At 65.2% G+C, this 24596-nt stretch carries 21 protein-coding genes; 10 read left to right on the plus strand and 11 right to left on the minus strand.

Annotated features, from left to right (window positions below):
* The first annotated feature begins 11 nt into the window (after positions 1-11).
* The 6 genes from rph (at position 12) to ntrC (ending at position 7158) form a co-directional block, all read left to right on the plus strand.
* The gene (gene rph / locus Q0319_RS08215) at positions 12-767 is read left to right on the plus strand and encodes a ribonuclease PH (RefSeq protein WP_296464863.1); all 756 of its coding nucleotides are present in this window, start codon (positions 12-14) and stop codon (positions 765-767) included.
* 29 nt (positions 768-796) lie between these two features.
* The gene (gene rdgB / locus Q0319_RS08220; RefSeq protein WP_296464860.1) at positions 797-1393 is read left to right on the plus strand and encodes an RdgB/HAM1 family non-canonical purine NTP pyrophosphatase; all 597 of its coding nucleotides are present in this window, start codon (positions 797-799) and stop codon (positions 1391-1393) included.
* Positions 1393-2631 carry a radical SAM family heme chaperone HemW gene (gene hemW / locus Q0319_RS08225; RefSeq protein WP_296464857.1) on the plus strand — a complete coding sequence of 413 codons (1239 nt, stop codon included), beginning with the start codon at positions 1393-1395 and terminating at the stop codon, positions 2629-2631. Before rdgB ends, hemW begins: the two co-directional genes overlap by 1 nt.
* A 385-nt stretch (positions 2632-3016) precedes the next feature.
* Complete coding sequence (gene glnA, locus Q0319_RS08230) at positions 3017-4429, plus strand: type I glutamate--ammonia ligase (protein ID WP_296464854.1); 1413 nt, start codon at positions 3017-3019, stop codon at positions 4427-4429.
* A gap of 63 nt (positions 4430-4492) precedes the next feature.
* Positions 4493-5581, plus strand: a complete 1089-nt coding sequence (gene glnL / locus Q0319_RS08235; RefSeq protein WP_296464851.1) for a nitrogen regulation protein NR(II) — start codon at positions 4493-4495, stop codon at positions 5579-5581.
* Between the two features lie 59 nt (positions 5582-5640).
* Positions 5641-7158 carry a nitrogen regulation protein NR(I) gene (gene ntrC, locus Q0319_RS08240; protein ID WP_299451731.1) on the plus strand — a complete coding sequence of 506 codons (1518 nt, stop codon included), beginning with the start codon at positions 5641-5643 and terminating at the stop codon, positions 7156-7158.
* 39 nt (positions 7159-7197) lie between these two features.
* Here the strand turns inward: ntrC and Q0319_RS08245 are convergent, their stop codons facing one another.
* The 4 genes from Q0319_RS08245 to Q0319_RS08260 form a co-directional block, all read right to left on the minus strand.
* A complete protein-coding gene (locus Q0319_RS08245) occupies positions 7198-8109 on the minus strand; it encodes a ZIP family metal transporter (RefSeq protein WP_299451733.1) in 912 nt (303 codons plus the stop codon).
* A gap of 116 nt (positions 8110-8225) precedes the next feature.
* Positions 8226-9020, minus strand: a complete 795-nt coding sequence (locus Q0319_RS08250) for an exodeoxyribonuclease III (RefSeq protein WP_299451735.1) — start codon at positions 9018-9020, stop codon at positions 8226-8228.
* A 188-nt stretch (positions 9021-9208) separates the two neighbouring features.
* Positions 9209-10198 (minus strand): tripartite tricarboxylate transporter substrate binding protein, encoded by a 990-nt coding sequence (locus Q0319_RS08255; RefSeq protein WP_299451737.1) that lies wholly within the window; start codon positions 10196-10198, stop codon positions 9209-9211.
* A 225-nt stretch (positions 10199-10423) separates the two neighbouring features.
* Positions 10424-11422: an AraC family transcriptional regulator gene (locus Q0319_RS08260; RefSeq protein WP_299451739.1), complete on the minus strand. Its 999-nt coding sequence runs from the start codon at positions 11420-11422 to the stop codon at positions 10424-10426.
* A 294-nt stretch (positions 11423-11716) separates the two neighbouring features.
* On the opposite strand from Q0319_RS08260, the gene Q0319_RS08265 reads away from it, so the two are divergent.
* The gene (locus tag Q0319_RS08265) at positions 11717-12232 is read left to right on the plus strand and encodes a DUF6306 domain-containing protein (protein WP_299451740.1); all 516 of its coding nucleotides are present in this window, start codon (positions 11717-11719) and stop codon (positions 12230-12232) included.
* 11 nt (positions 12233-12243) lie between these two features.
* Here the strand turns inward: Q0319_RS08265 and Q0319_RS08270 are convergent, their stop codons facing one another.
* Genes Q0319_RS08270 through Q0319_RS08280 form a run of 3 tightly spaced genes read right to left on the minus strand, consistent with a single transcriptional unit; the run spans position 12244 to position 15187 of the window.
* A complete protein-coding gene (locus Q0319_RS08270; protein WP_299451741.1) occupies positions 12244-13101 on the minus strand; it encodes an amidohydrolase family protein in 858 nt (285 codons plus the stop codon).
* The gene (locus tag Q0319_RS08275) at positions 13098-14165 is read right to left on the minus strand and encodes an isocitrate/isopropylmalate family dehydrogenase (RefSeq protein ID WP_299451743.1); all 1068 of its coding nucleotides are present in this window, start codon (positions 14163-14165) and stop codon (positions 13098-13100) included. Before Q0319_RS08275 ends, Q0319_RS08270 begins: the two co-directional genes overlap by 4 nt.
* Positions 14166-14212: 47 nt before the next feature.
* The gene (locus tag Q0319_RS08280) at positions 14213-15187 is read right to left on the minus strand and encodes a tripartite tricarboxylate transporter substrate binding protein (protein WP_296465643.1); all 975 of its coding nucleotides are present in this window, start codon (positions 15185-15187) and stop codon (positions 14213-14215) included.
* A 111-nt stretch (positions 15188-15298) separates the two neighbouring features.
* On the opposite strand from Q0319_RS08280, the gene Q0319_RS08285 reads away from it, so the two are divergent.
* Both Q0319_RS08285 and ftsH read left to right on the plus strand, forming a co-directional pair.
* On the plus strand, positions 15299-16246 hold the full coding sequence (locus tag Q0319_RS08285; protein WP_296465640.1) for a LysR family transcriptional regulator: 948 nt from the start codon (positions 15299-15301) through the stop codon (positions 16244-16246).
* A 92-nt stretch (positions 16247-16338) separates the two neighbouring features.
* Positions 16339-18366 (plus strand): ATP-dependent zinc metalloprotease FtsH, encoded by a 2028-nt coding sequence (ftsH, locus tag Q0319_RS08290; protein WP_296465636.1) that lies wholly within the window; start codon positions 16339-16341, stop codon positions 18364-18366.
* Positions 18367-18384: 18 nt separating this feature from the next.
* Here ftsH and Q0319_RS08295 read toward each other — a convergent pair whose 3' ends face one another.
* The 4 genes from Q0319_RS08295 to Q0319_RS08310 all read right to left on the minus strand — a co-directional run bounded on the left by Q0319_RS08295 (position 18385) and on the right by Q0319_RS08310 (position 22153).
* Positions 18385-19353: a tripartite tricarboxylate transporter substrate binding protein gene (locus Q0319_RS08295; RefSeq protein ID WP_296465633.1), complete on the minus strand. Its 969-nt coding sequence runs from the start codon at positions 19351-19353 to the stop codon at positions 18385-18387.
* Complete coding sequence (locus Q0319_RS08300; RefSeq protein ID WP_296465630.1) at positions 19350-19688, minus strand: hypothetical protein; 339 nt, start codon at positions 19686-19688, stop codon at positions 19350-19352. The genes Q0319_RS08295 and Q0319_RS08300 overlap by 4 nt, the downstream gene beginning before the upstream one ends.
* Positions 19685-21067, minus strand: a complete 1383-nt coding sequence (locus tag Q0319_RS08305) for an acyclic terpene utilization AtuA family protein (RefSeq protein ID WP_296465627.1) — start codon at positions 21065-21067, stop codon at positions 19685-19687. The genes Q0319_RS08300 and Q0319_RS08305 overlap by 4 nt, the downstream gene beginning before the upstream one ends.
* A 126-nt stretch (positions 21068-21193) precedes the next feature.
* Positions 21194-22153 (minus strand): LysR family transcriptional regulator, encoded by a 960-nt coding sequence (locus tag Q0319_RS08310; protein WP_296465624.1) that lies wholly within the window; start codon positions 22151-22153, stop codon positions 21194-21196.
* A gap of 114 nt (positions 22154-22267) precedes the next feature.
* Here Q0319_RS08310 and Q0319_RS08315 point away from each other — a divergent pair, with 114 nt between their 5' ends.
* Entirely contained in the window at positions 22268-24529 is a 2262-nt protein-coding gene (locus tag Q0319_RS08315) for a DUF6351 family protein (protein ID WP_299451748.1), read from the plus strand.
* The last annotated feature ends 67 nt before the right edge of the window (positions 24530-24596 follow it).

Here is a 24596-nt window from a genome sequence, read left to right on the forward strand (position 1 = left end):
TGGAGTGTTTCATGAGTGTTGTTCCCCCTTCGTTCGCCCGGCCGTCCGGCCGCGACCCGGCCTCGCTTCGCCCGGTCACCCTGCAGCGCGGATATACGCGTTACGCCGAAGGGTCGGTGCTGGTTGCGTTCGGCAACACGCAGGTGATTTGTACGGCCAGCGTCGAAGATAAGGTGCCGGCCTTTCTCAAGGGAACGGGGCAGGGGTGGGTCACGGCTGAGTACGGCATGTTGCCGCGCGCCACCCACACCCGGGGCAGTCGTGAAGCGGCCAAGGGCAAGCAAAGCGGGCGTACCCAAGAAATCCAGCGCCTGATCGGGCGCAGCCTGCGTGCCGTGTTCGACCTGGGCAAGCTCGGCGAGCGCACGTTGCACCTGGATTGCGACGTCATCCAGGCCGACGGCGGCACGCGTACCGCCAGCATCACCGGCGCGTTCGTCGCGGCCAGCGATGCTGTGGCGCTGTTGATGGCGCGCGGCGAACTCGAGGCGTCTCCCATCCGCGATCACGTTGCAGCCGTGTCCGTCGGCATTTATGCGGGGCAGCCGGTGCTGGACCTGGACTATGCCGAGGATTCTCAATGCGAGACCGACATGAACGTGGTGATGACGGGTAGCGGTGCCTACGTCGAGGTCCAGGGCACGGCCGAGGGCGCGCCGTTTTCACGCAAAGAGATGGACGCGCTGCTCCAGCTGGCCGAGACGGGCATCGCCGAATTGGTGCGCTTGCAGCGTGAGGCGCTGGCGCAACCGTATCCCGGGCGCTGAAGCATAGGCTGGATGCGGAGCGCAAACCCATGAAAAAATTGGTCCTGGCTTCCAACAACGCGGGGAAACTGCGTGAGTTTTCGGCGCTGTTGGCGCCGCGCGGCTTCGAACTCGTGCCGCAGGGCGTCCTGGGGGTGCCCGAGGCCGAAGAGCCCCACGTCACGTTCATCGAGAATGCCCTGGCCAAGGCGCGGCATGCCAGCCGGCTGACGGGGCTGCCCGCGCTGGCCGATGACTCAGGCGTCTGCGTGATGGCGCTGGGCGGCGAACCCGGCGTGTATTCGGCGCGCTACGCCGAGCGTAACGGCGGGGAGAAATCCGATGCCGCGAACAATGCGCTGGTGGTCGAAAGGCTGCGCGGCGCGACGGACCGCCGGGCCTATTACTATGCCGCGCTGGTGCTGACGCGCTCGGCGGACGACCCGCAACCGCTCATCGGCGAAGGCCTGTGGTGGGGCGAGATCATCGAGGCGCCCCGCGGCAATGGCGGGTTCGGGTACGACCCGTATTTTTTCCTGCCCGCCCTCGGCCGAACCGCGGCCGAGCTCACGCCTGAGGAAAAAAATCGCTTGAGCCATCGCGCCCAGGCGCTGCAGGCCTTGATGGGCAAGCTCGACGCGCTGTGATGACCAGGTCCATTCCCATCCGGCCGGCCGGGCAGGGCGCTACGCCGACGAAGGCGCCCGTGCCGGTTTCGCCGGGGCCCAGCCTACTGACGAGTTTGCCGCCTTTGTCGGTCTACGTTCACGTACCATGGTGCGTGCGCAAATGCCCTTATTGCGATTTCAACTCGCATGCAGCGCCCCAAGACCTGCCTGAAGAGCGTTATCTGGCGGCGCTGACGGCAGATCTTGACCAGAGCCTGCCCCAGGTATGGGGGCGCAAGGTGGTTTCGGTTTTCATCGGCGGCGGCACGCCAAGCCTGTTGTCGGCCAAGACGGTAGATGCCATGCTGTCGCTGTTGCGTTCGCGCTTGCAACTGCTGCCCGATGCCGAGATCACGATGGAGGCCAACCCCGGCACCGTCGAAGCGGCGCGGTTCGCCGACTACGCCGCGAGCGGCGTGAACCGCATTTCGCTGGGCATACAGAGCTTCGACGACGGCAGTCTTCGGGCGCTCGGGCGTATCCACGACGGGCTGGCAGCCCGGCAGGCCATTGCCGTCGCCCAGCGTCACGTGGAACGGGTGAATCTCGACCTGATGTTTGCCTTGCCTGGCCAAACCGTCGAAGCGTGCATGCAGGACGTGGAGACGGCGCTAGCCTTCGGCACCGAGCATTTGTCCATCTACCACCTGACGCTTGAGCCGAACACGGTGTTCGCCAAATACCCGCCGGCGCTTCCCGACGACGACACGGCATTCGAGATGCAGGATCGCATCGAGGAGCGGCTGGCCGCCGCCGGCTACGACCATTACGAGGTGTCTGCCTATGCCAAGCCGGGAGGGCGCTGCAGGCACAACCTGAATTACTGGGAGTTCGGGGACTATCTGGGCATCGGACCGGGCGCTCACGGAAAGTTGTCTTTCCATGACCGGATCCTCCGCGAGGCGAGGGTGCGCAATCCGCAGTCGTGGATGGACGCGCTGCTCGAGCCGGCACAGGGGAGTTCCCACCTCGCGGAGTCCCGGGAGGTGAGTCCGGATGACCTGCCGTTCGAGTTCATGCTCAATGCGCTGAGGCTGACCGACGGGGTTCCCACCGCCAGTTTCTCCGAACGCACGGGGCTGAACCTAGCCGCAATCGCCAAGCCGCTCGCACGTGCCGTCGAACAGGGACTGCTGGACGAGGATCCGACCCGTCTTCGCGCCACGCCGCTGGGACGCCGCTTCCTCAACGATCTGCAAAGCCTTTTTCTCGGTTGAGTCCGGGCCCCGCAATGGGGGCGCATGCGGCGCGCTCGCTCGCGATTGACCAGACTTGGGCGTGCTGCGCTATTAAACGGCACGCTTGCACCCAAGTGGTGCGAAATAGACATTTATTGACGAAATGCCCCAAGTTGGTGATTTATTCGTCGTATGATGCACCGTAAGCGTGCGTCCGGGGTACTGGCCTAAGCGTGCCCCCGGCGGAGAATGCCAGGGCCCCTTGTAAACTTGCGCATCACGCCGGTGGCGCCCGCACTGGCACGGAAACTGCTTTTACTCAGGCGCAACCTATTAGCCCAGCTCCGGCCGGGCGGTATGCATGTCGAGAACGCTGCACCCCCGGAGGAGCCGGGGGCGATTACGAGACTTATCAGGAGCCCTAATGGCAACGCCTAAAGACGTCCTCAAGATGATTGCGGACAACGAAGTCAAATTCGTTGATTACCGTTTCACGGATACCCGCGGCAAGGAGCAGCACGTAACCGTGCCCGCCAGCGTCGTGGACGAAGACAAGTTCGAATCGGGCCACGCCTTCGATGGCTCTTCGATCGCCGGCTGGAAAGGCATCGAGGCTTCGGACATGCTGTTGATGCCGGATGCCGGCACGGCCCGCCTGGATCCGTTCCGCGAAGAATCGACCCTGATTCTGACGTGCGACGTGATCGAGCCTTCCGACATGAAGGGCTATGACCGCGATCCCCGCTCCCTGGCCAAGCGTGCCGAGGCCTACCTGAAGTCGTCCGGCCTGGGGGACACCGCCTACTTCGGCCCTGAGCCCGAGTTCTTCGTGTTCGACGGCGTGACCTGGAACGTCGATATGTCGGGCTGCTTCGTCAAGATCAAGTCCGAAGAAGCCTCGTGGTCCACGGGCATCGAGTACGAAGGCGGCAACCTGGCGCACCGTCCGGCAGTCAAGGGCGGCTACTTCCCGGTTCCCCCGACCGACTCCTTCCAGGACCTGCGTTCCGAAATGTGCCTGTTGCTCGAGCAGCAAGGCGTGCCGGTCGAAGTGCACCACCATGAAGTGGCGGGCGCCGGCCAAATGGAAATCGGCACCAAGTTCGCGACGCTGGTGCAGCGCGCCGACTGGAACCAGATCCTGAAGTACACCGTGTGGAACGTTGCGGCCGCCTACGGCAAGACCGCCACGTTCATGCCCAAGCCCGTGGTCGGCGACAACGGTTCCGGCATGCACGTTCACCAGTCTGTCTGGAAGGACGGCCAGAACCTGTTCGCCGGCAACGGCTACGGCGGCCTGTCCGAGTTCGCGCTGTACTACATCGGGGGCATCATCAAGCACGCCCGCGCGCTGAACGCCATCACCAACCCGGGCACTAACTCGTACAAGCGCCTGGTTCCGCACTTCGAGGCACCGGTGAAGCTGGCCTACTCCGCCCGCAACCGCTCGGCTTCGATCCGGATCCCGTACGTTGCCAATCCGAAGGCGCGCCGCATCGAAACGCGCTTCCCGGATCCCCTGGCCAACCCGTACCTGGCGTTCTCGGCCCTGCTGATGGCTGGCCTGGACGGCGTCATGAACAAGATCCATCCCGGCGATCCCGCGGACAAGAACCTGTACGACCTGCCGCCTGAAGAGGACGCGAAGATCCCGACCGTCTGCTCGTCCCTCGACCAGGCCCTGGAAGCGCTCGACAAGGATCGCGAGTTCCTGACCCGCGGTGGCGTGTTCAGCAACTCCATGATCGACGCCTACATCGAGCTGAAGATGGAAGAAGTCACGCGCTTCCGTGCGACGACCCATCCGCTCGAGTTCGACCTGTACTACGGTCTCTGATCCAGGCTGGATCTGTCGTCAGCAAGGAGAAACGGGGCGCGCGATCGCCCCGTTTTCATTGGTATGGACCATAAGCCACTCGATCCGCTGTCCCGTAGCACCGATGCCTTCGCGGCGTTCGAGCTGTTGTCTAGCGCCATTCTCGTCATCGATGACGATGGCCTGATCCGTTACGCCAACGCGCCCGCCGAGGACTTGTTCGAAGTTTCCGTGCGGCAGCTGTACGCGGTGCGGGTCTGCGACCTGTTCCGGGATGGCGAGCAGTTGCACCAGTCCCTGGAAGAGGCGAAGGCGCAGCAGTTCGCCGCCAAGCGCCAGATCTTGGAGATCGATCGCCTGGGAAGGGAACCGACCCAGGTGTCGGCCACCGTCGTGACGCTGTATGGGCAGCCCTGGCCAGCCCTGATCGAACTGCGCGAGATCGAGCAGCAGCTGAAGGTGGACCGGGAAGAGCGCTTGCTGGAACAGGCACAGGCCAATCGCGAGCTGTTGCGCAACCTGGCGCACGAGATCAAGAACCCGTTGGGCGGGCTGCGCGGGGCGGCGCAACTGTTGGAGGCCGAGCTGTCGGAACCGGCGCTCATCGAGTACACCCAGGTCATCATCCAGGAGGCCGACCGGCTGCAAACCCTGGTGGATCGACTGCTGGCGCCCCACAGGGCGCCGCGCATCGTGGGCGACGTCAACATCCACGAGGTGTGCGAGCGCGTTCGCTCCCTGGTGCTGGCAGAGTACCCGACTGGGCTCAAGATCGTGCGCGATTACGACGCCGCCATCCCGGAGTTCCGGGGCGACAAGGCGCAACTGATCCAGGCCGTGCTGAACATCGTGCGCAATGCCGCAGAGGCCTTGTCCGAGCGCATCGCGGCCGGCGATGCCGAGATCACGTTGCGCACTCGCGTGGCGCGCCAGGTGACTTTGGCCAAGCAGCGTTTCAAGCTGGCATTGGAATTGCATGTGATAGACAACGGCCCGGGCATTCCCCCTGAATTGCTGGACCGGATCTTCCACCCACTGGTGTCAGGACGTGAAGGCGGCAGCGGATTGGGATTGACCTTGGCGCAGACATTCGTGCAGCAGCACGAGGGAGTGATCGAATGCGAGAGCCGACCTGGCTTCACCGATTTCCGGTTGCTGCTGCCCCTGCCTTGATTGGCCGAATTGATGAAGTGAATGGAGTATCTTTTGCCAGCGTTCCTAGGAAAGCAGCGATGAAACCAATCTGGATCGTAGATGACGACCGTTCGATCCGCTGGGTGCTCGAGAAAGCCTTGGCGCGCGAGAATTTGCCTACCCGCAGTTTCGGAACGGCGCGCGAGGCCCTGGATGCGCTGGGCGAGGACGTGCCTCAAGTCCTGGTCACCGACATCCGGATGCCGGGGGCGGGCGGCATCGAACTGCTGCAGGCGGTCAAACGTCGCTTTCCCGCCTTGCCGGTCATCGTGATGACCGCCTATTCGGATCTCGAAAGCGCCGTGTCCGCCTTCCAAGGGGGGGCGTTCGAATATCTGCCCAAGCCGTTCGACGTCGACACCGCCACGGAATTGATCCGGCGCGCCGTCGAGGAAAGCCTGCGCGAGGAAGCCTCCGCCGAGGAAACGCTGGTAGGAACGCCCGAGATCCTCGGCCAGGCGCCCGCCATGCAAGAGGTTTTCCGTGCGATCGGGCGGCTGTCGCAGTCTCAGGTGACCGTCATGATCACCGGGGAGTCGGGCAGCGGCAAAGAGTTGGTGGCGCGGGCACTGCATCGCCACAGTGCCCGGGCTTCCGGCCCTTTCGTTGCCATCAATACCGCCGCCATTCCGCGTGACCTGCTGGAGTCGGAACTGTTCGGGCATGAACGCGGCGCCTTTACGGGTGCGCAAAGCATGCGGCGAGGGCGGTTCGAGCAGGCCGACGGCGGCACGCTATTCCTCGATGAGATCGGCGACATGCCCGCCGAGTTGCAGACCCGCCTGCTGCGCGTATTGTCGGACGGCAGTTTTTATCGCGTGGGCGGCCATAGCCCCGTACATGCCAACGTGCGGGTCATCGCAGCCACTCACCAGCCGCTGGAGGAGCGCGTCAAGCAAGGGCTGTTTCGCGAGGATTTGTTCCACCGGCTCAATGTCATTCGCCTCAGGCTGCCTCCCTTGCGCGAGCGCGCCGAAGACATCCCGCTTCTCGCGCGTCATTTCCTTGCGCGCAGCGCGCGGGACCTGGGCGTCGAGCCCAAGCGCCTGACCCCGGCGGCGTTGGCGGCACTGTCGCGCTTTCCCTTCCCGGGCAACGTGCGCCAGCTGGAGAATATCTGCCATTGGCTTACCGTCATGGCGCCGGCCCAAACGGTCGACGTGCAGGATTTGCCTTCGGAACTGTTGGAGAAGATCCAGCAGGACAGTCACGCGGCGACCGCGAGCGAAGTCGCGGCGGCAGACGTTGCGGCCAGCGTGGGCGAGCGCACCGCGACGACGTCGTCCCCCTCCGATGCGAGCGCGCGCGGCGCGGTGGCCGTCGGTGACCGCACCAGCCAATGGCTGGCCGGGCTGCAAAGTGATGTCGAGCAGCGCTTGCAGCGCGGCGAGCCGGACATCATGCAAACCCTGACTCGCCAATTCGAGAGCACGCTGATCACGACCGCGCTGCGGGCGACGCGGGGGCGCCGGATCGAGGCGGCGGTCAAGCTCGGCATAGGTCGCAATACCATCACGCGCAAGATCCAGGACCTTGGGCTCGAGGACGACGACTGAAGCGTCGGCCGGGTGTGGACGGCGGCGTCTGCGCCCGGCTCAGCCCAGTGCGGTATCCAGCAGCATCATGATGACGAAGCCCACCATCAGGCCGCAGGTGGCGAAGACCTCGTGACCTTTGCGATGAGATTCGGGGATGATCTCATGGCTGATGACGAACAACATGGCCCCCGCGGCGAACCCCAGTCCCCAGGGCAGCAATGCGGCGGAAAAGCCGACGATGGCCGATCCGATCACCGCCGCCAGGGGCTCCACCAGGCCGCTGGCAATGCCTAGCGCGACCGCCGTCAGACGACGGTAGCCGATGCTGACCAGTGCCACGGCGACGACGAGCCCCTCGGGAATGTCCTGGATCGATATGCCCGTGGTCAGCGCCGCGGCACGCAGCGCGTCTGTCCCTGCAAAGGCCACGCCTATCGCCAGCCCTTCGGGCAAGTTGTGCAGCGCGATCGCAAAGATGAACATCCAGGTCCGGCGGATGCGTACTGCCGAGTGCTTGGGAGTGCCTTCCACGCCCTTGATGAAGTGCTCGTGCGGCAGGTAGCGCTCCATGGCCAGCAGCATCGCCGCGCCCAGCAGGATGGCCGCACCCACGATGAGGCCCGCACCCCAAGGCCCGGATCCTTGGGCCTTGGCGGCCTCCAGGCCCGGCACCACCAGCGAGAATCCACTCGCCGCCAACATGACGCCGGCCCCAAAGCCAAACAGGGTGTCTTGCATGCGGTCGGACAGCCGCTGGGCAAAGAGCACCGGCAGCGCGCCCAAGGCAGTCGCCCCGGCGGCCATGGTGCCTCCGACCAGGGCTTCCTGGACGTGGGCCTGACCGTCCCAGAAGGCAGCAATCAATCCATGTGCGAGCACGAGCAGTCCGCCCAGTGCGACCAGGCCGCCGAGCAGCTTGCGCAGCATGGCGCCCAGCGTAGGACCCGTCGGATCGGTGTGCGTGGTCATCCAGCGTGAGAGATATGGGTGGGAAGGCGATGCGCTAGTTATGGGATAGTAGTCATTTTGCGTCGCCTGGGCGGCATGCGCGGTTGTTACCGATCATGAGATCAGCCGGTGTCTTGTTACCGAGGGGCAGCGGGGATCTCCAGCGTCGCGACGACGGGCGCGTGGTCTGACGGTTGCGGATTCTTGCGGATTTCGCGGTCGATGACGCAGGCGCTGCATACGGCCTTGAGCGGGTCCGAGAGAAGGATATGGTCAATCCGCAGGCCCGCGTTGCGGCGGAACGCCAGTTGGCGGTAGTCCCACCAGCTGAAGGACTTGGGCGGCTGCTCGAACAAGCGGAACGCGTCATGCAGGCCGATATCCAACAGGGAACGAAATGCGGCGCGCTCCGGCTCGGACACCAGTACGCTCCCTTCCCATTTGGCCGGATCGTGCACGTCTCGGTCCTCAGGCGCCACGTTATAGTCGCCCAACACGGCGAGGCGGGGGTAGCGGGCCAGCTCCTTCTGCAAGGCATCGCGGAAGGCCGCGAACCATTTCAGCTTGTACTCGTACTTGTCGCTACCAACCGACTGGCCGTTGGGGCAATAGGCGCTGACGACGCGCAGTTCGCCGGCGGGCGTATCCAGCGTCGCGGCAATGACGCGCTGCTGGGTGTCGTCGAAGCCGTCGATGTTCTTGGTGACGTCGCGTACGGGGTCGCGCGTCAAGATGGCGACGCCGTTGTAGGTCTTTTGGCCGGTGAACACGGCGCGATAGCCGATTTCCTCCAGCGCGGCGACGGGAAACTTGTCGTCGGGGAGTTTGAGCTCCTGCAGGCACAGCGCATCCACCGGATTGGCCTGCAGGTAAGCGATGACCTGAGGCAGACGAACGTTGAGGGAGTTGATGTTCCAGGTGGCGAGCTTCATCGGGCGATGGGACTCCAGGCAGTGATAGGGGCAGGGCGGCCACCGGCGGGAACGCGCCGCGCCGAGGCGGGGCGGCCGCCGTGGAGCGCATGATAGCAGCCGGGATGCGCGTGAGCCCCACCAGCTCGAATCCACCTCTGGAGCGAGAGGGAAGGCGCCGCCTCAAGGCTGAGGCGTGCCGCCTGCGCTCAATCCCACTGTATGCCCAATTCCTTCACCAAGCCACCCCACTTTGCGCTTTCTTGTTTCAGGAAAGCACCGAAGTCCGCGGAGCTGCTGGCCACGATTTCCGCGCCCTCGGAATCGATGCGCTCTTTGAGTTCGGGCAGGGCCATGGCCTTCACGATGGCGTCGTGCAGTTGGGGCAGCAGCGCCGGGGACAACCCCGCGGGCGCCACCATGCCGTGCCAGTTGGACACTTGCATGGCGGGCAGGCCGGCCTCGGCGGTAGTGGGCAGGTTCGGCAACTGGGGAACCCGGCGCGGACCGGCGACGGCCAAGCCGGTGAGCCGGCCTGCTTCGATGTGTGAGCGCACCAAAGTGATGTCCGATACCATGAACTGTACCTGGCCGGCCAACAAATCGTTCAGCGCTGGACCCGACCCGCGATAAGGCACGTGCACCATTTCGACGCCGGCCACGCGCTTGAACAGCTCGCCCCCCAAGTGCGGGATCGTGGCATTGCCCGCCGACCCGAAGTTGAGCTTGCCGGGGTTGGCTTTGGCGTACGAGACCAACTCGCCCAAGATCTTGGCGCCGGTGCGCGGGTTGGCGACGAGGATCTCCGGTACGCCGATGACCTGCGACACCGGGACCAGGTCCTTGAATGGGTCGTAAGGCATCTTGCGCGCGATGTGGGGCGCCACGGTCAGTGCGCCAGCAAGCGAGTAACCCAGCGTATAGCCGTCAGCGGCCGATCGCGCGACTTCCGCGAGACCGGTCAAGCCGCCGGCGCCGGGGCGGTTCTCGACGACCACCGGCTGACCGAGAACCTTGGCCAGGCCATTGGCGAGGAGGCGGCATATCGTGTCCGCGGAGCCACCTGGCGCCAACGGCACGATGATGCGGATGGGGCGCGAGGGGTATTTGTCGGCAGCACGGGCGGGGGGCACGGTCGCGGCCAGGGGCAGCGCCATGGCGCCCAGCGCGAGCGCGCGTCGGCGTCGATCGATGTTCACTGGAGTCTCCCTTTATTCGAGGTTGTTGGACGGTCCGGCGTGGACGCTCGTAAGCCGGGCGGGGTTTTCTTGGCGTGTTCGACCCGGGCTCCCGGCGATAGGCGCACTGTAGGCAGCGCAGCGTCCGCGGGGTATCCGCCGGGGCGTCAAAGCTGTTATGTCAAAAGCTGCAGGAAGCGGGGCGGGCGTCGGCAGGGCAGGCCTGATGCGCGCAGGGACGGCATTTCAGGCGGGGGGCTGGGCAGCGTCCCTAGGGGGCGTTCCCTCGCACCCCGGGTTCGTCCAAACCCGGTGGTGCCATTCGGAGGGAAGCATGCCGAAGCGCGCCTTGAACACCTTGCTGAAAGTGGACTGGTCGGCGAATCCGCAGCGCCACGAAAGCGAGCCGATGTGTAGCCGTGGACTCTGCTCGAGCATGGCCTTGGCTCGGTGCAGGCGGATTTCCCGCAGCATCCCCATCACGGTTTCTCCACGCGAGGCGAACGCAGCATACAGGCGGGTGCGCGAGCAGCCCGCGCCGCGCGCGATGGCGGCCGCGTCCAAGTCGTGGCGGTGGGCTTCGCGTTCCATGAAGCGCAGCGCCGCTTCGTAGCGCCCGGCGTTCAAGTCATCCTCGGCGTCGGAGGAGGAGGCTTCCCCGCGTCTCCCGAGGTTGCGCAGCATCAGGAGCGCCAGCCCCCGCGTTCCTTCGAGCAAGGCGGCGTATTCCCGGTTATCGAGCTTGTGCGGCTGGCGTGCCAGGAGTGCAAGATGATTGAGTTGGCTCGCGAGCGTGGGGGCCAGCACACACCGGTCCAAGGGGATGGGGGCATTGCCCGGATCCCTGCCGAGCGCCGCGCGCACTTCTTCGCGTGGCAGGGCGAGAAAAGTCTCCCGTGAGCCTGCGCTCCAGCGGTAATCGCCGGTGCGCCAAGGGTCGTACAGGCCGAGCGTCCCGGGCCCCGCCCGCTGGAATTCGCCTGGCCGCGCGTCCCGAAGCAATTCGCCGGACTGGACCAGCGCGACGACTACCATATCGGGCGCGTGTGCCAGGCGTCGCGAGGCGGCCCGCATGGCGTAGGCTGAGGAACGCATGGTGCCGAAGACGCATGCATTGCTACGCAGGATGACAAGATCGGCATCCAGTTCCACGCCGGGAGGCAAAGGCAGCATTTCCACCCATTGATGTGCCTGCTCGCGCCAGATGTCGAAGCGCAGCGCGGGTTCGAGGTCGCGGGAAGACAAACGTTCCGGCGAACAGGTTGGAGGCTCGGGGGTGGGCATGACACAAAATGATACAGCCCATCCCTTTGGCGCACTCGGGCGGCATCTTAAGAATGACGTAAAGTTGCGACGATTTGGCTGGGGTTTACCCGGGGTCCGCCCGGCTGCATCCGACGCGGGGGGCGTGCGTGCGGGCCTGCGCCTCGCCAGCGCCCTGTGCCGCGCCGTATAAACGTGTAAAGGAGAGGGCGGCGCACCAACGGTGCCGCATCGTCGAGCCAAGCAACCACATTAACGCTCGGGTTAGGAGGAACCATGAAATCCAAGGCCGATCACGGGTCCGCACCCGGACCTGCCGGAGAGCGGGCGTCCCCGGTTTGTTATGCGGACGAGGCCGATGCGGCATATATGGGTCAACTGTCACGGGAAGAATTGGTGGCCGCGCTGAACGAGCTGCTCGAGGCGGAGCGGGCCGGGGTGCGGGTGGCGGAGGAAACCGCGGCCCAATTGAGCGATCCCGGGACGCGGGCGTTGATGGAATCCATACGCCGTGACGAGCTGAAATGGTGCGCAATGCTGACCGTGGCGATCCAGTCCTTGGGGGAAAAGCCGGGATCGCACACCGGCGCCTTTTACGGCAAGGCCATGGCGATCGCCGACCTGCAGGCGCGGATGGCCTTTCTCAACCGGGGGCAGGCATGGGTGGTGAGAAAGCTCGAAGCCATGATTCCCCGCGTGAGAGAATGCGATATCCAGGACCGGCTGCTGGCGATGCTGAATGCGCACCGCGAGAACATCGACCGGGTGGAGGCTCGCTTGGGCGCGCGCTGAACGCGGACGCGTCAATTCCAATAAAGCCGGTCTGGATTGTCGGCTAGCACGGTTTGGCGCAGCCCGGGGGTCGGCAGCCACGCGCCAATGTCTTCGAGCAGCTGCGCCGGGGCAATTTGCCGGTAAGGGCTGACTTCATGCGGCGCTTTGCCCGGGGCGCGGGCGGTGTGCGGCCAGTCGCTGCCCCACAGCAAGGCGCCGGGGGCCTCCTTGCACAGGGCCTGCGCCCACCGCGCGGCGTCTCCGGGGGTCGCGAGGCGATACGGGGCCGACAGCTTCAAATGGACGCGCCCAGACTGCAGCCAACGGATCAGAGCCTTGGCATTTGCCGGGGACCACGGTGCCATGGCGAAGTGATCCAATACGACGGGGCATGGCAGGGTCGCCAGTTTGTCGCCAAGCGCCGCGATCACGCCATGGGCGGCATAGAGCTGCACGTGCCAGCCGAGTTCGGCGACCCGGGCGCAGACGGTGACGAGGGCTCGTTCGGCGTGTCCGGCGTCATGCAGCCCGGCGCTTTCCAGGTTGACGCGCACGCCGCGTACGCCGGCTTCGTGCAGCAAGCGCAGCCGCGTGACGGAGAAGCCTGCGTCGATGACCGCCACGCCGCGCGCGCGTCCATCGAGTGCTTGGAGCGCATCGATGAGACACTGGTTGTCCGTGCCGTAGACGCTGGGCTGGACGATGACCACGCGCGCCATGCCCATGTGTTCCAGGTGCTCCCGAAGTTGAGCCGCCGAGGCCGGCCCCGGCGTGTAGTGTCGGTTTGCGACCATGGGATAGTTTTCGGTGGGGCCGATGACGTGGGTGTGGCAATCGCAGGCGCGGGCCGGCATGCCGGCCCGCACGTCGGCGGCGTTCGGGTTCATGGCTCGGCCCCCAGCAAACGTTTCGCAAAGGCGCGCCCCGTCTCGGCGGTGCCGAGATTGCCGCCCACGTCGCGCGTCGATTCCCCGGCCTCCACGGCGGCGGCCGCGGTCCGCACGATGGCATCGGCGGCGGCGACGTATGCGGCCTGGCCGGTGCGGCGCCCATGCCAATCGAGCAATTGGCCCGCCGAGAGGATCAGCGAGAACGGGTTGGCAATGTTCTGGCCGGCGATGTCGGGCGCCGAGCCGTGTGCGGCCTGCCCCATGGCGTGCCGGGCGCCCATGTTGAGCGATCCGCCCAGGCCCAGGCTGCCGGACAGCTCGGCGGTGAGGTCGGACAGGATGTCGCCGAACATGTTGGTGGTGACGATGACATCGAAGCGCTGCGGTGCGCGGACCACGTGCGCCATCATGGCATCGACGATGAAATCGTCCACGGTGACATCGGGGAATTCCTGCGCGACCTTTCGGCACTCTTCGATGAACATGCCATCGCCGACCTTGAGAACGTTGGCCTTGTGGACGATGCTGACGTGCTTGCGTCGCGCGCGGGCCAGCTCGAAGGCCGCGCGGGCGATGCGTGCGCAGCAGGCCCGCGTGATGCGGCGCAGGGATACGACCACGTCTTCGGTGACCAGCATCTCGCTGCGGCCCGAGACGATATTGCGGTCGGCGTAAAAGCCCTCGGTGTTCTCGCGCACGACGACGAGATCGAACTCGTCGACCTTGTGCGGCACGCCGCGCCATGTACGGGCCGGGCGGATGTTGGCGTACAGGTCGAGTTCCTTGCGGAAGAACATCGAGGGGTTGATTTCGCCCTTGCTTTCGTCCTTGAAGTCAAAGGTGGCCATGGGGCCGAGCATGAGGCCATCGGCAGCGCGCACTTTCTCGAGCAGCGCGGGGGTGACGGTCGCGCCGTGCCGCTGCAGGCTTTCATGCCCGGCAACATCGTGTTCCAGGGCAAGGTTCAAACCGAAGCGCTGCGACGCCGCGTGCAGGACTTCGACGGTGGCCGCCATGGTTTCGGGACCGATTCCGTCGCCGGGAAGGATGACGATTTTCATGATAGATACCTGGTGTGGGAGGGCGATGGTCTTGCCCTAGGGCCGTCTTAGTCGATGCGGGCTTGGGTGCTCTTGACCAGGCGCTCGTACTTGGCCATTTCGGCGCGCACGAACTGGCTGAAACGCTCCGGCGGCATCGGGTCGACCGCGCTGCCTTCGGCCTGGAACCGGCTGCGCAGTTCCGGTTTCTGCGTGATCCGATTGATGTGGCCGGCAAGCAGCTCGACGATGCGGGTCGGCGTCGCGGCCGGTGCGAAATAACCGCCCCATAGACTGAATTCGAACCCCGGCAGGATTTGCGCGACCGTCGGCACTCCCGGCAGCGCTGCCACCGGTTCGAGCGACGAGACCGCCAGCGCCCGCACTCGCCCGCCCTGGATGTGGGGCATGATGGACGAAGCGCTGGCAAAGAAGCAATGCACTTGGCCGCCGATCAGGTCAGAGATGGCCTGGCCCGCGCCCTTGTATGGGATGTGCGTCATGTCGACCTTCGCGCGCGATGCGAGCTCAGCGGCGGCCAGGTGGCCGGGCGTCGCGGTTCCCGATGAAGCGTAGGCGATGGTTCCGGGTTTGGTGCGCGCCGCTTGCAGCAGTTCTTCGACGCTGCCGAAGGGCGAGTTGGCAGGAACGGCGAGCACCAGCGGAGCGTTTCCGACTAGGGCGATCGCGCGCAGGTCTTTTTGGGCATCGTAGCCCGGGTCTTTCATCGCGAAGCCGTTGATGGCGATTTCGCCGGTTTGGCCGAGCAGCAAGGTATGGCCGTCGGGCGTTGCGCGGGTAACCTGCCGGGTACCGAGCGCGCCGCTGGCGCCGGGCCGGTTTTCCACGATCACGGATTGCCCGAGCGCCTGCGACAAATCCTGGGCGAGCAAACGGGCAAACACGTCTCCTTGGCCGCCCGGGGCATAGGGCACGATGACGGTAACTGGCTTGGTCGGATAGGCGGTGTCTGCCCCCGCGGGCGTGCACATCGAGGCGCACCAGAGGGCCGCGCCAGCCTTGAGGACGAATCGTCGCTGCATGAAATGCCTCCGTAATCGTTATCGAATTCATGACCGTGTTCGACGCGCATCATTGCCGCATCGGCTAATCAAGTAAATTGCAAAAATTCTTTCAATTGATACGTTGATCGTATGAATTTCGATCTCTCCGATCTTCGGGCCTTCGTGACGGTGGCGCAGCTAGGCAGCTTCCGCGCCGCGGCGCAGTCTCTGCACGTCTCGCAACCGGCGTTGTCGCGGCGCGTGGACAAGCTCGAGCAGGCGCTCGGCATGCGCTTATTCGAGCGCAGCACCAGGAAGGTCGAGCTCAACGCGATGGGCCGTGCCTTTCTTCCCCGCGCCCAGCACGTGCTTTCCGAATTGGAGGGCGCCTTGCTAGGGATGGTCGATCTGTCGGAGCGCATACGTGGGCTGGTCACGGTGGCGTGCATTCCCTCTGCCGTCGATAACTTCGTTGCCCGCGCCGCCAGCATTTTTCATGCGCGTTTCCCGCGTATCCGGCTCCGGGTGCTGGATCAATCCGCGACTGACGTGCTGCTCGCGGTTTCACGATCGGAGGCGGACTTCGGCATCAGCTACCTCGGCATCCGCGAGCCAGACCTTGAGTTCCAAGAGCTGGCGCGGGAGCCGTTCGTGCTGGCTTGTCGGCCTGACCATCCGCTGGCGCAACGGCGCCGGGTGCGGTGGGCGGAATTGGCCGACGTGGACTGCATCGGCCTGGCTTCCGGGAGCGGCAACCGGCTGCTGATCGACCAGGGGCTGGCCCAGCTCGCGGCGCGGCCGCGGTGGATAGGGGAAGTGCTGCATGTGCCGGCGCTGTTGAGCGTGATCCAGGCGGGGCTCGGCGTGGGCGCCGTGCCGGCACACGGGTTGGCCGGGCCGGCAGGGCATGGCCTGGTCAGCGTTGAGCTGGTCGAGCCGTTGTTGAGCAGGCAGGTGGGCATTCTTTCGAAGCGAGGGCAGCCGGCCTCGCCTGCCGTCCAGGCGTTCAGGGACGTCGTCGTGGCCGAAGCCAAGGCTCGGGCGCAGAAGCGTCCCATCCGGAATGCCCGCGAGCAGGCGGGCCGCCGCAGTGCCTGACGGGGCGCCGTCCGACGCGTGCGAGGCCAGTGGGCCAGCGGCGCAGGGTATGCTTGGGTTCTGCCAAAACCTCAGGTTCGGAGTGCGATTCCATGAAATGGCCGAGTCAGCCGAAGCAGAATAAACCGGGTCTGCCGGGAGGGCGCCAGGGGCCGGGAAACCGGCCGCTCGGCAGCCCGACCATGCCCCCGCGGCGGGTATGGCTCATCTTTCTCCTGGTGTTGCTCGTCAATTACCTCGTGGCGCGCTTTCTCGCTACCGGCGCCGACGAACCGGTCACGATCCCCTACACCGTCTTCAAGGAGGAGGTGGCCAAGGGCAACGTGACTGCCATTTACAGCCAGGGAGAGCGCATCGAGGGCCGCTTCGTCAATGCGGTCACCTGGCCCCGCGCGGATACCGAAGCGCCGGTGCGGGGGGCCGCTCCTTCCCAGGTGCCGCGCACGTCGACGACGTTCGAGAGCACGTTGCCGGTGTTTGTCGATCCCGGGTTTGAGAAATTCCTGATCGACCACAAAGTCGAGATCAGCGCGCAGCCCATCCAGGATAACAATTGGCTCGCCACGCTCATCTTTGGGTTCGGGCCGGCGATTTTCATCATCGCGTTCTACGTCTGGCTGTATCGCCGCGCGTCCCGCCAGGGCGGCATGGGGTCGACCATGTTCGGCCTGGGCAAAAGCAAAGCGCGGCGGTACGACCTGGAAGGAGGGGAGCGCGTCACGTTCGAGGACGTGGCCGGAATCGATGAGGCCGAAAATGAGCTGGTCGAGGTCGTGGATTTCCTCAAGAATCCAGCCAAGTACACCCGGCTGGGCGGCTCGGCTCCCAAGGGCGTGTTGCTCGTGGGCGCGCCGGGCACGGGCAAGACCCTGCTGGCCAAGGCGGTCGCCGGTGAGGCGGGCGTGCCGTTTTTCTCCATGAGCGCCGCCGAGTTCGTGGAAATGATCGTCGGCGTCGGGGCCGCGCGCGTGCGGGATTTGTTCAAGCAGGCACGCGAACATGCTCCGTCCATCATCTTCATCGACGAGATCGACTCCATTGGCCGCGCGCGGGGCCAGGTGGCGTTGGGAGGGTCGAGCGAGCAAGAGCAGACGCTGAACCAGATCCTGACCGAGATGGACGGTTTCTCGGGGAGGGAAGGCGTCATCGTGCTCGCCGCGACCAACCAACCCGACGTGCTCGACAAGGCCTTGCTGCGGCCCGGCCGCTTCGACCGTCGCGTGGTCGTCAACCTGCCGGACAAGAACGGGCGCGAAGCCATCCTCAAGGTCCATACGCGCAAGACGCCCCTGGCGGCCGACGTGGATTTGGCCGAGCTTGCCTCGACCACGCCCGGCCTGTCCGGCGCGGACTTGAAGAACCTGGTGAACGAGGCCGCGTTGCTGGCGGCGCGTCGCGACCAGAACGAGGTGCGCCAGAAGGATTTCAACGACGCGCTGGAAAAAATCGTGCTGGGGCCCGAGCGGCCGCTGCTCCTGAGTCATGCCGACCGCGAACGCATCGCGTATCACGAAGGCGGGCACGCCATTCTCGGCCTGCTCGTGCCGGGCGCAGACCCGGTGCACCGGGTAACCATCGTGCCGCGCGGGCAGGCGCTGGGCGTGACCTACCAGCGCCCGCAGACCGACCGCTACAACTATCCCGAGGCCTATCTGCTGGCGCGGATCGTCGGCATGCTGGGAGGAAGGGCGGCAGAGGAGGTCGTTTATGGCACGCGCACCACGGGGGCCGAGAGCGACATCGAGCAAGCTACCCACCTTGCGCGCAACATGGTGATGCGCTGGGGCATGAGCGACAAGCTGGGCATGGTACAGCTCGCACCAAGGCAGAACCCCTACCTCGGGGGCGCAGGCCCAGGCGAGCTAGCTTGCAGCGAAGAGACGGCCCGCCTGGTGGATTTGGAAGTCCAGCGCATCATCCACAGCTGCCACGAACGCGCACTGAGCCTGTTGCGCGAGCACCGGGCACAGCTCGATGCGCTGGTGCGTGCCCTGTTGGAAAGGGAAACGCTGGACGAGAAGGAAATCTTGGAGGTGACGGGCTTGCCGCCGGCTCCGCGCTTGGACGAGGTACCGGCCCGCGCGATCGCCGAGGGAGAGGCCGCCCCGCCAACTTCCTGACGCGGGCGGCCGGCCCGTTCATTCCTTCTCTATGCCCGCCTTGGCAATGATCTGGGCCCATTTGCGGGATTCTTCGGCCTGGAAGCGGCGCAACTCGTCGGGCGTGCTGGTCACGCGCTCGGTGCCAGTCGGGTCGTAGAACTTCCCGGCAGTGGGCGTCTTGACCGCCGCGGTCAGCAGCTCGTTGAGGCGGGTGACGATGGCGGGCGGCGTGCCGGCAGGCACGTAGGCCGCGAACCAATATGTCGATTCATACCCAGGGACGCCCGATTCGGCGATGGTGGGGACGTCCGGCGCGAGCGGGCTGCGCGTGGAGGTCGTCACGCCTAGCGCCTTGAGGTTGCCGTTCTTGGCCTGCGGCAGGCCCGTGGTCATGTCCGTCCACATGACTTGTATCTGCCCGCCCATCAGGTCGGTCACCCCCATGGGATTGCTGCGGTACGGGACCGGGACGATCTCGGTTTCGGTCATCTGCTTGAACAGTTCGCCGGCCACCCGGCTGGACGAACTGCCAAACCCGAATGAAAGTTTGCCCGGTTGCGCCTTGGCGAGCGCGATGAATTCCTTGACGTTGTTCACGGGGAGGCTGGGGGGCACGACCATGATTTGTCCGCCCTTGCCCAGCAGGGTGACCGGTTCGAAATCTTTGACCGGGTCGTAGGGCAATTTCTTGAACAAATGTTCGTTGGCCGCGTGCGTCGTATTGGTGGTGATCAACACCGTGTAGCCGTCGTTCTTGGCACGGGCCACCGCCTGCGCGCCGATGAACGAATTGGCGCCGGGCTTGTTTTCGACGACGACGGGCTGTCCCGTCGCTTCGGAAACGGCCTGCCCGATGGCGCGCGCGATCTGGTCAGTCGCGCTGGCGGCGGCGAACGGAACCACGAACGTGATGGGCCGTTCGGGGTATGCCTGCGCATGGGAAGCCGGGACGGCCGACAGCGCGAGGGTGAGCAGGGCAAGGCGCGGGATCAAGGGTGCGTTCATGGTGTCTCCTTATCGTCGATGGTAATGGTCAGCGTCAACAGCAGGCTCGATAGCGCCTTTCCGTGGGTATCGAGGTTGAGGGAGTCGTTGACGCCGCCGTCGAGCACGTCGTCCAACACGAAGTTCATGGCGAAGAGTCGAGGCAGTAGGTAGCGCTTGACCTCCGTCGGCGTGCGTGACGCGAACAGTTCCGCTACGCGCGCTTCGGTGACCTGCTCGACGAGGACCGGCCAATGCACGGGATCATAGGCAATGACGCTGATCGAGGCGCGGTTGCCTTTGTCTCCGGCGCGCGCATGGGCCAGCTGGTGCAATCGGATGGTCTGCAGGCTCATGCTGCGAACTCCCAGGCGGGCGTGAGCCATTCCCGTGGCACCTGGCATGAACCACTCGCCAGGCGCGGCGTGACCGCGGTGCGTACGCCCCCGCCCGCGGCCGGCCCACAGGTATAGAGCGCCAGGACCTCGCGCGTGACCTGCTCCGCTTCCGCTCGGGAAGGCGCGGCAGCGGCGATGCGCAGGCGCAAGTCTTCGCCCTCCGGTGCGGCCGGGGCTGTCCGCTCCGCCATCGGTTCGTGGTCAGCGCCGAAGACGCTCGAGATGCCGATGATGTCGGCACGCAGCTTGAGGTGTCCCAGGCCGAGGCGGCGGAGGCGCTCGCGCACGACGTCGGCGGCCAGGCGGGCGCGTGCGGCGGCGTTCGGGCCGGCGTAGGAAATCTCGCCTTCCGCCAGCCAGCCGCCTTCATAGCAAAGCGTTGCCTTGAGCGTCGCGGGACGAGGGTGCCCGCGCACGCCGGAAATCTCGACCCGGTTCGGCGCCTGTTCGCAAACCTCGGCTTCGCTGATGTCGGCGACCACGTCTGGCGTGAGGTAGGCGCTGGGGTCATGGATTTCGTACAGCAATTGTTCAATGACCGTACGGCGGTCCACGCATCCTCCGGTACCGGCTGCCTTGGTCACGACGAAGCGGGCGTCGGCATGCATTTCCACGATGGGGAAGCCGACGTTCGCAAGGTCGGGCACGTCCTTGTATCCCGGGTCGGCGAAATAGCCGCCGCAGACCTGCGCACCGCATTCCAGTAGGTGGCCGGCCATGGTCCCGGCAGCAAGGCGGTCCCAGTCGTCGTGGGCCCAGCCGAAGCAGGCGATCATCGGGCCGAGCGCCAGGGCAGGATCCGCGACGCGCCCCGTCACGACGATCTGGGCCCCGGCGCGAAGCGCTTGCGCAATCTCGTGGGCGCCCAGGTAGGCGTTCGCACTGACCAGCGGCCGTTCGATGCCCGCGCCGGCCAACAGCGTGCTCATGCGCTCGGGCGGGAGTGTCGTGAGCAGGTCGTCACCGGTGACGACGGCGATGCGCAAGGCGGGAAGCCCCAGGGAGGCCGCGAGCGCCTGGAGCCGTTTGGCCGCTCCGTGGGGATGGGCGGCGCCGAAGTTGCCGATGATGGGAATTCCGCCGCGCACGCATTCGGCAAGCACCGGCGCGACGAAACGCTCGAGCGACGGCTCCCAGCCCGCCTCGGGATGCTGTTTGCGTTGCAACTGTGCCAATGCCAGCGTGCGCTCGGCCAGCGTTTCGAATATCAGCGCGCGCGGGCCGTCGTGCTGGAGCAGCGTGCGGACCACGGGACCTGCGGCGTCCCAGCGATCCCCGGAAAAACCTGCGCCCGATCCGATGTGCAGGGCGGGAGAGGAGAGGGAAGAAGAGTGCATGCGCTCCGGAACGATGTCTTGGACCCGACGGCCGGTTGAGGTCCTCAACCGGTCAGGTAGAGACGATAGGAGTAGGGGAATTTTTCGGGAAATGGATTATTTGGAATAAATGATTGAAGAAACAGATCAATGTCGCTTGTCCGCGGGAAGCACGAGCAGCTTTTTGCGGGAGCGACGGCCGTTTCCCACGCCGGGTTGGCGGCGAAGCATGAAATCGAGCAGGACCTGGGCCGCGATGGACATGCTCCGATCGCGGCGCCGGATGACGTATACCTCGCGCATCAGGCCGGGCGTCTCGATGGGTTGGGCCGAAAGATCGGGACTGTCGAAGTGGAACAGCGTCAGCGCAGGTACGACGGTAATGCCAAGCCCCGCCCGCACCATGCCCGCCACGGTACTCAGTTGATCGAGCTCCATGATTCCGTTCATCTTTGCCGGATGGATGGCGGCCTCGATGTGCTGGCGCACGCTGCTGTCTTGCGAGAGGTGAATGAACGGCTCGCCGCCCAGTGCCGCCAGCGTGACGTTCCGGCGGCGGGACAGCGGATGGTCTTTGCGGCAGACCAGGTAGAAGCCGTCCTGGCAGAACGGTTCGGCAAGCAGCTCAGGGCCGACCGTGCGCATGGACGCCAATGCAAAATCGGCGCGTCCACTGCGGACGAATTCGACGCAACTTTCGGACAAGACGTCCGCCACGTCTACCTGGATGCCGGGGTAGGCGTTGCGGAACTCGGCCAATACGCCCGGCATCCAGCCTGCGGCCAGCGACGGGAGGGCGGCGACGCTGGCACGCCCGCGCCGGCCCGCCGCGTGTTCGCCGAGGTCTTCAAGGGCGTCGCGCAGGCTGACCAGGACACGCGTCGCACCACTCATGAACAGCCTACCCTCGGGGGTCAATTCCACGCGGCGGGTATCGCGGTCGAACAGCCGGACGCCGAGCGCGTCTTCCAAGGTTCGTATCAGGGTGCTGAAGGCAGACTGCGACAGATGGCACTGTTGCGCCGCCCGGGTGAAGTTCTTGTGCTCGGCCAGTGCAAGAAAGGCGCGGATTTGTCGGGTCGAGAGATTTTGGTCAGTTATTTGCATTATCGATTACTCCACCCAAAAAAAGCGATGCACTCGATGAGAACCAATCTTACTATCCGCCCGAGCGGTTCAGGACGTGGATGAAGACGCTACGAACAAAGGAGACAGGAGTCCATGAACACGATTCCAATTGCGCTGGGATGCACATTGGTTGCCGCGGTGCTGGCAGGATGCGGCGGAAGCGGCGGGTCATCGGGGGATGGCAGTCCTCCCGCGGTTCCGCTGGAGATATCCGTCCTCGGCAATCGAGCCGATTTGATCTCGGGCGGGCAGGCCCTGGTCGAGGTGAAGATCCCGGATTCGGCCTCGGTACGTGCGGAGCAAATCCGGATGGTGCTCAATGGCAAGGACGTCACCGACGCCTTTGCCTTGAGAGAGAACGGCCGCTACATGGGGCTGGTAGAGGGCTTGGTGGAAGGCGGCAACACGCTTGTGGCGCGAGCCGGGGATGCAACGGCACACCTCGTCATCAAGAATCATCCGATCGGCGGCCCGGTTTTCTCCGGGCCCCAAGTGGGGTATTGGGAATGCACGACCAAGGTTGCCTCCCCGACGCCCGACAACCCGGATTTGGGCGAACCGCTCGACGAGCAATGCAATATCGCAGAACCGGTCTATCGCTACCGGTATCGAACCCTGGACGGGACCTTTGCCGTCTATGACCCGAGCAACCCACCGCCGCCCGAGCAAATCGCCCGCACTACGACGGATGAAGGAAACACGGTGCCGTACATCGTGCGCATCGAGCGAGGCGTGATCAATCGCGGCAAGTACGACATCGCATATCTGGCGAACCCGGAAGATCCGACGAAGGGGTGGACGCCGTACGCCCGGCCGGCTTCATGGAACGGCAAGCTGCACTGGAAATTCGGCTCGGGCTGTGAGTTCGGCCGCCGGCAGGGGAATCCCGGGAATGTTCTCGATCACGTGGCGTTGAGCCGCGGGTTCATGGTGGCTTCGTCGGAGATGACCCAATACGGGACGCATTGCAACGACGTCACGTCGGCCGAAACGGTGATGATGCTCAAGGAGCACATCACCGAAAACTACGGTGAGATCCGGTTCACCACGGCGGACGGCTCATCGGGCGGTGCGCACCAGCAGCATTTGCATGCTTCCAATTATCCTGGCCTGCTCCAGGGCATACTGCCCAGCGATGGCTGGCAAGATACGTGGACGACGGCCCGCGAGTTCGCCGATTGCGGACTGCTCAAGCGATTCTATGACGCACGCAAGGACGCCGGCGAGCCGTTCACCATCATGCAGAAGGCACACGTCAACGGCCACGTCTACGAGCAGGTCTGCGAGGGGCCTGCGAACACCAACATGGCGTCCAGGACCCCGTTCTACATGGATCCTTCCGTGGGCGGCGCGGGTTGCGGAACGCATTGGAACGTGTGGTCCGAGGGCAACCTGGCTGGCATCCGCTGCACCTTGCAGGATTTCAACATTGCCGTGTTCGGACCCCGCGACCACACCGGATATGCCAAGACGCCGCTCGATAACGTCGGCATCCTGTACGGTTTGCGCGCGCTCAACGAGGGCAAGATTTCGCCGGAACAGTTCGTTGCCCTGAATGAGCAGATCGGCGGATACGACATCAACGGCCGCTGGCAGCCGACGCGCATGAAGGCCGACCCGGGTGCGGCCGAGATCGCCCATCGGTCCGGGCGAGTGGCGCACGGCAAGTACCTCGGCGAAGTGGCGATCATTCAGTCGATCTTCTTCAACGTGGTGGAGGAACACTACGATTTCCGCGGCTACGTGATCCGCAATCGCATTCTGCGAGAGCATGGAGACCATGCCAACCACGTCATTTGGCGCTATAAGCAGACGCCGCCGAATTACACCGAGCGTTTGTTCGACACCCTGAACGAATGGTTGACCAGGGTAGAGGCCGACCGGTCCGACAAGCCCCTGCGCGAGAAAATCATCGCGAACAAACCCGCGCTCGCCGTGGACGCATGTTGGCGCGCCGATGTCTCGCAATGGAGCACCGACCCCGTTTATTGCAATACCTCCGCCGAACCGACCTCCACGTCGAGCATAGCCGGAGAGGGAGACAATGCGGTCTATAGGCCGGGCGTGGACGAGTGGCCGGTATTCCGGGACACGCGTGTCGCCGCCGGCGAAGGCTTGGCCAGCGACGTGATGAAATGCCAGCTCAAGCCGCTTTCCCGCGCGGATTTCGCGGTCGAGTTCACGCCAGAGCAATGGACCAGGCTAGAAGCCGTTTTCCCCGAGGGCGTATGCGATTACTCCAAGCCTGGCATCGGGCAGGAAGCGCCGGAACCCTGGCAAAGCTTCATGGACGGCCCCGGGGGCAAGCCACTCGGCCCGGCGCCCGTTTCGGCGCCGGGGGAGGGCGCCGCATGACTGGACGGCGCTAGGCGGGCTTGACTTTCCCGCCGTGGGAAGCTGGATACTGCGGGCATGACGATTC

Source organism: uncultured Pigmentiphaga sp. (assembly GCF_937950555.1).
In the GTDB taxonomy this organism is placed as follows: domain Bacteria; phylum Pseudomonadota; class Gammaproteobacteria; order Burkholderiales; family Burkholderiaceae_B; genus Pigmentiphaga.

What these genes read in the sequence shown, in the direction of transcription:
- ftsH (WP_296465636.1), top strand. Translation starts at nt 16,339, where the DNA reads ATGAAATGGCCGAGTCAGCCGAAGCAGAATAAACCGGGTCTGCCGGGA.
- Q0319_RS08310 (WP_296465624.1), bottom strand. Translation starts at nt 22,153, where the DNA reads ATGCAAATAACTGACCAAAATCTCTCGACCCGACAAATCCGCGCCTTT.
- rdgB (WP_296464860.1), top strand. Translation starts at nt 797, where the DNA reads ATGAAAAAATTGGTCCTGGCTTCCAACAACGCGGGGAAACTGCGTGAG.
- glnL (WP_296464851.1), top strand. Translation starts at nt 4,493, where the DNA reads ATGGACCATAAGCCACTCGATCCGCTGTCCCGTAGCACCGATGCCTTC.
- Q0319_RS08275 (WP_299451743.1), bottom strand. Translation starts at nt 14,165, where the DNA reads ATGAAAATCGTCATCCTTCCCGGCGACGGAATCGGTCCCGAAACCATG.
- hemW (WP_296464857.1), top strand. Translation starts at nt 1,393, where the DNA reads ATGACCAGGTCCATTCCCATCCGGCCGGCCGGGCAGGGCGCTACGCCG.
- Q0319_RS08305 (WP_296465627.1), bottom strand. Translation starts at nt 21,067, where the DNA reads ATGCACTCTTCTTCCCTCTCCTCTCCCGCCCTGCACATCGGATCGGGC.
- Q0319_RS08295 (WP_296465633.1), bottom strand. Translation starts at nt 19,353, where the DNA reads ATGAACGCACCCTTGATCCCGCGCCTTGCCCTGCTCACCCTCGCGCTG.
- Q0319_RS08245 (WP_299451733.1), bottom strand. Translation starts at nt 8,109, where the DNA reads ATGACCACGCACACCGATCCGACGGGTCCTACGCTGGGCGCCATGCTG.
- Q0319_RS08315 (WP_299451748.1), top strand. Translation starts at nt 22,268, where the DNA reads ATGAACACGATTCCAATTGCGCTGGGATGCACATTGGTTGCCGCGGTG.
- Q0319_RS08285 (WP_296465640.1), top strand. Translation starts at nt 15,299, where the DNA reads ATGAATTTCGATCTCTCCGATCTTCGGGCCTTCGTGACGGTGGCGCAG.
- Q0319_RS08265 (WP_299451740.1), top strand. Translation starts at nt 11,717, where the DNA reads ATGAAATCCAAGGCCGATCACGGGTCCGCACCCGGACCTGCCGGAGAG.
- Q0319_RS08270 (WP_299451741.1), bottom strand. Translation starts at nt 13,101, where the DNA reads ATGAACCCGAACGCCGCCGACGTGCGGGCCGGCATGCCGGCCCGCGCC.
- ntrC (WP_299451731.1), top strand. Translation starts at nt 5,641, where the DNA reads ATGAAACCAATCTGGATCGTAGATGACGACCGTTCGATCCGCTGGGTG.
- Q0319_RS08300 (WP_296465630.1), bottom strand. Translation starts at nt 19,688, where the DNA reads ATGAGCCTGCAGACCATCCGATTGCACCAGCTGGCCCATGCGCGCGCC.
- glnA (WP_296464854.1), top strand. Translation starts at nt 3,017, where the DNA reads ATGGCAACGCCTAAAGACGTCCTCAAGATGATTGCGGACAACGAAGTC.
- Q0319_RS08250 (WP_299451735.1), bottom strand. Translation starts at nt 9,020, where the DNA reads ATGAAGCTCGCCACCTGGAACATCAACTCCCTCAACGTTCGTCTGCCT.
- Q0319_RS08280 (WP_296465643.1), bottom strand. Translation starts at nt 15,187, where the DNA reads ATGCAGCGACGATTCGTCCTCAAGGCTGGCGCGGCCCTCTGGTGCGCC.
- rph (WP_296464863.1), top strand. Translation starts at nt 12, where the DNA reads ATGAGTGTTGTTCCCCCTTCGTTCGCCCGGCCGTCCGGCCGCGACCCG.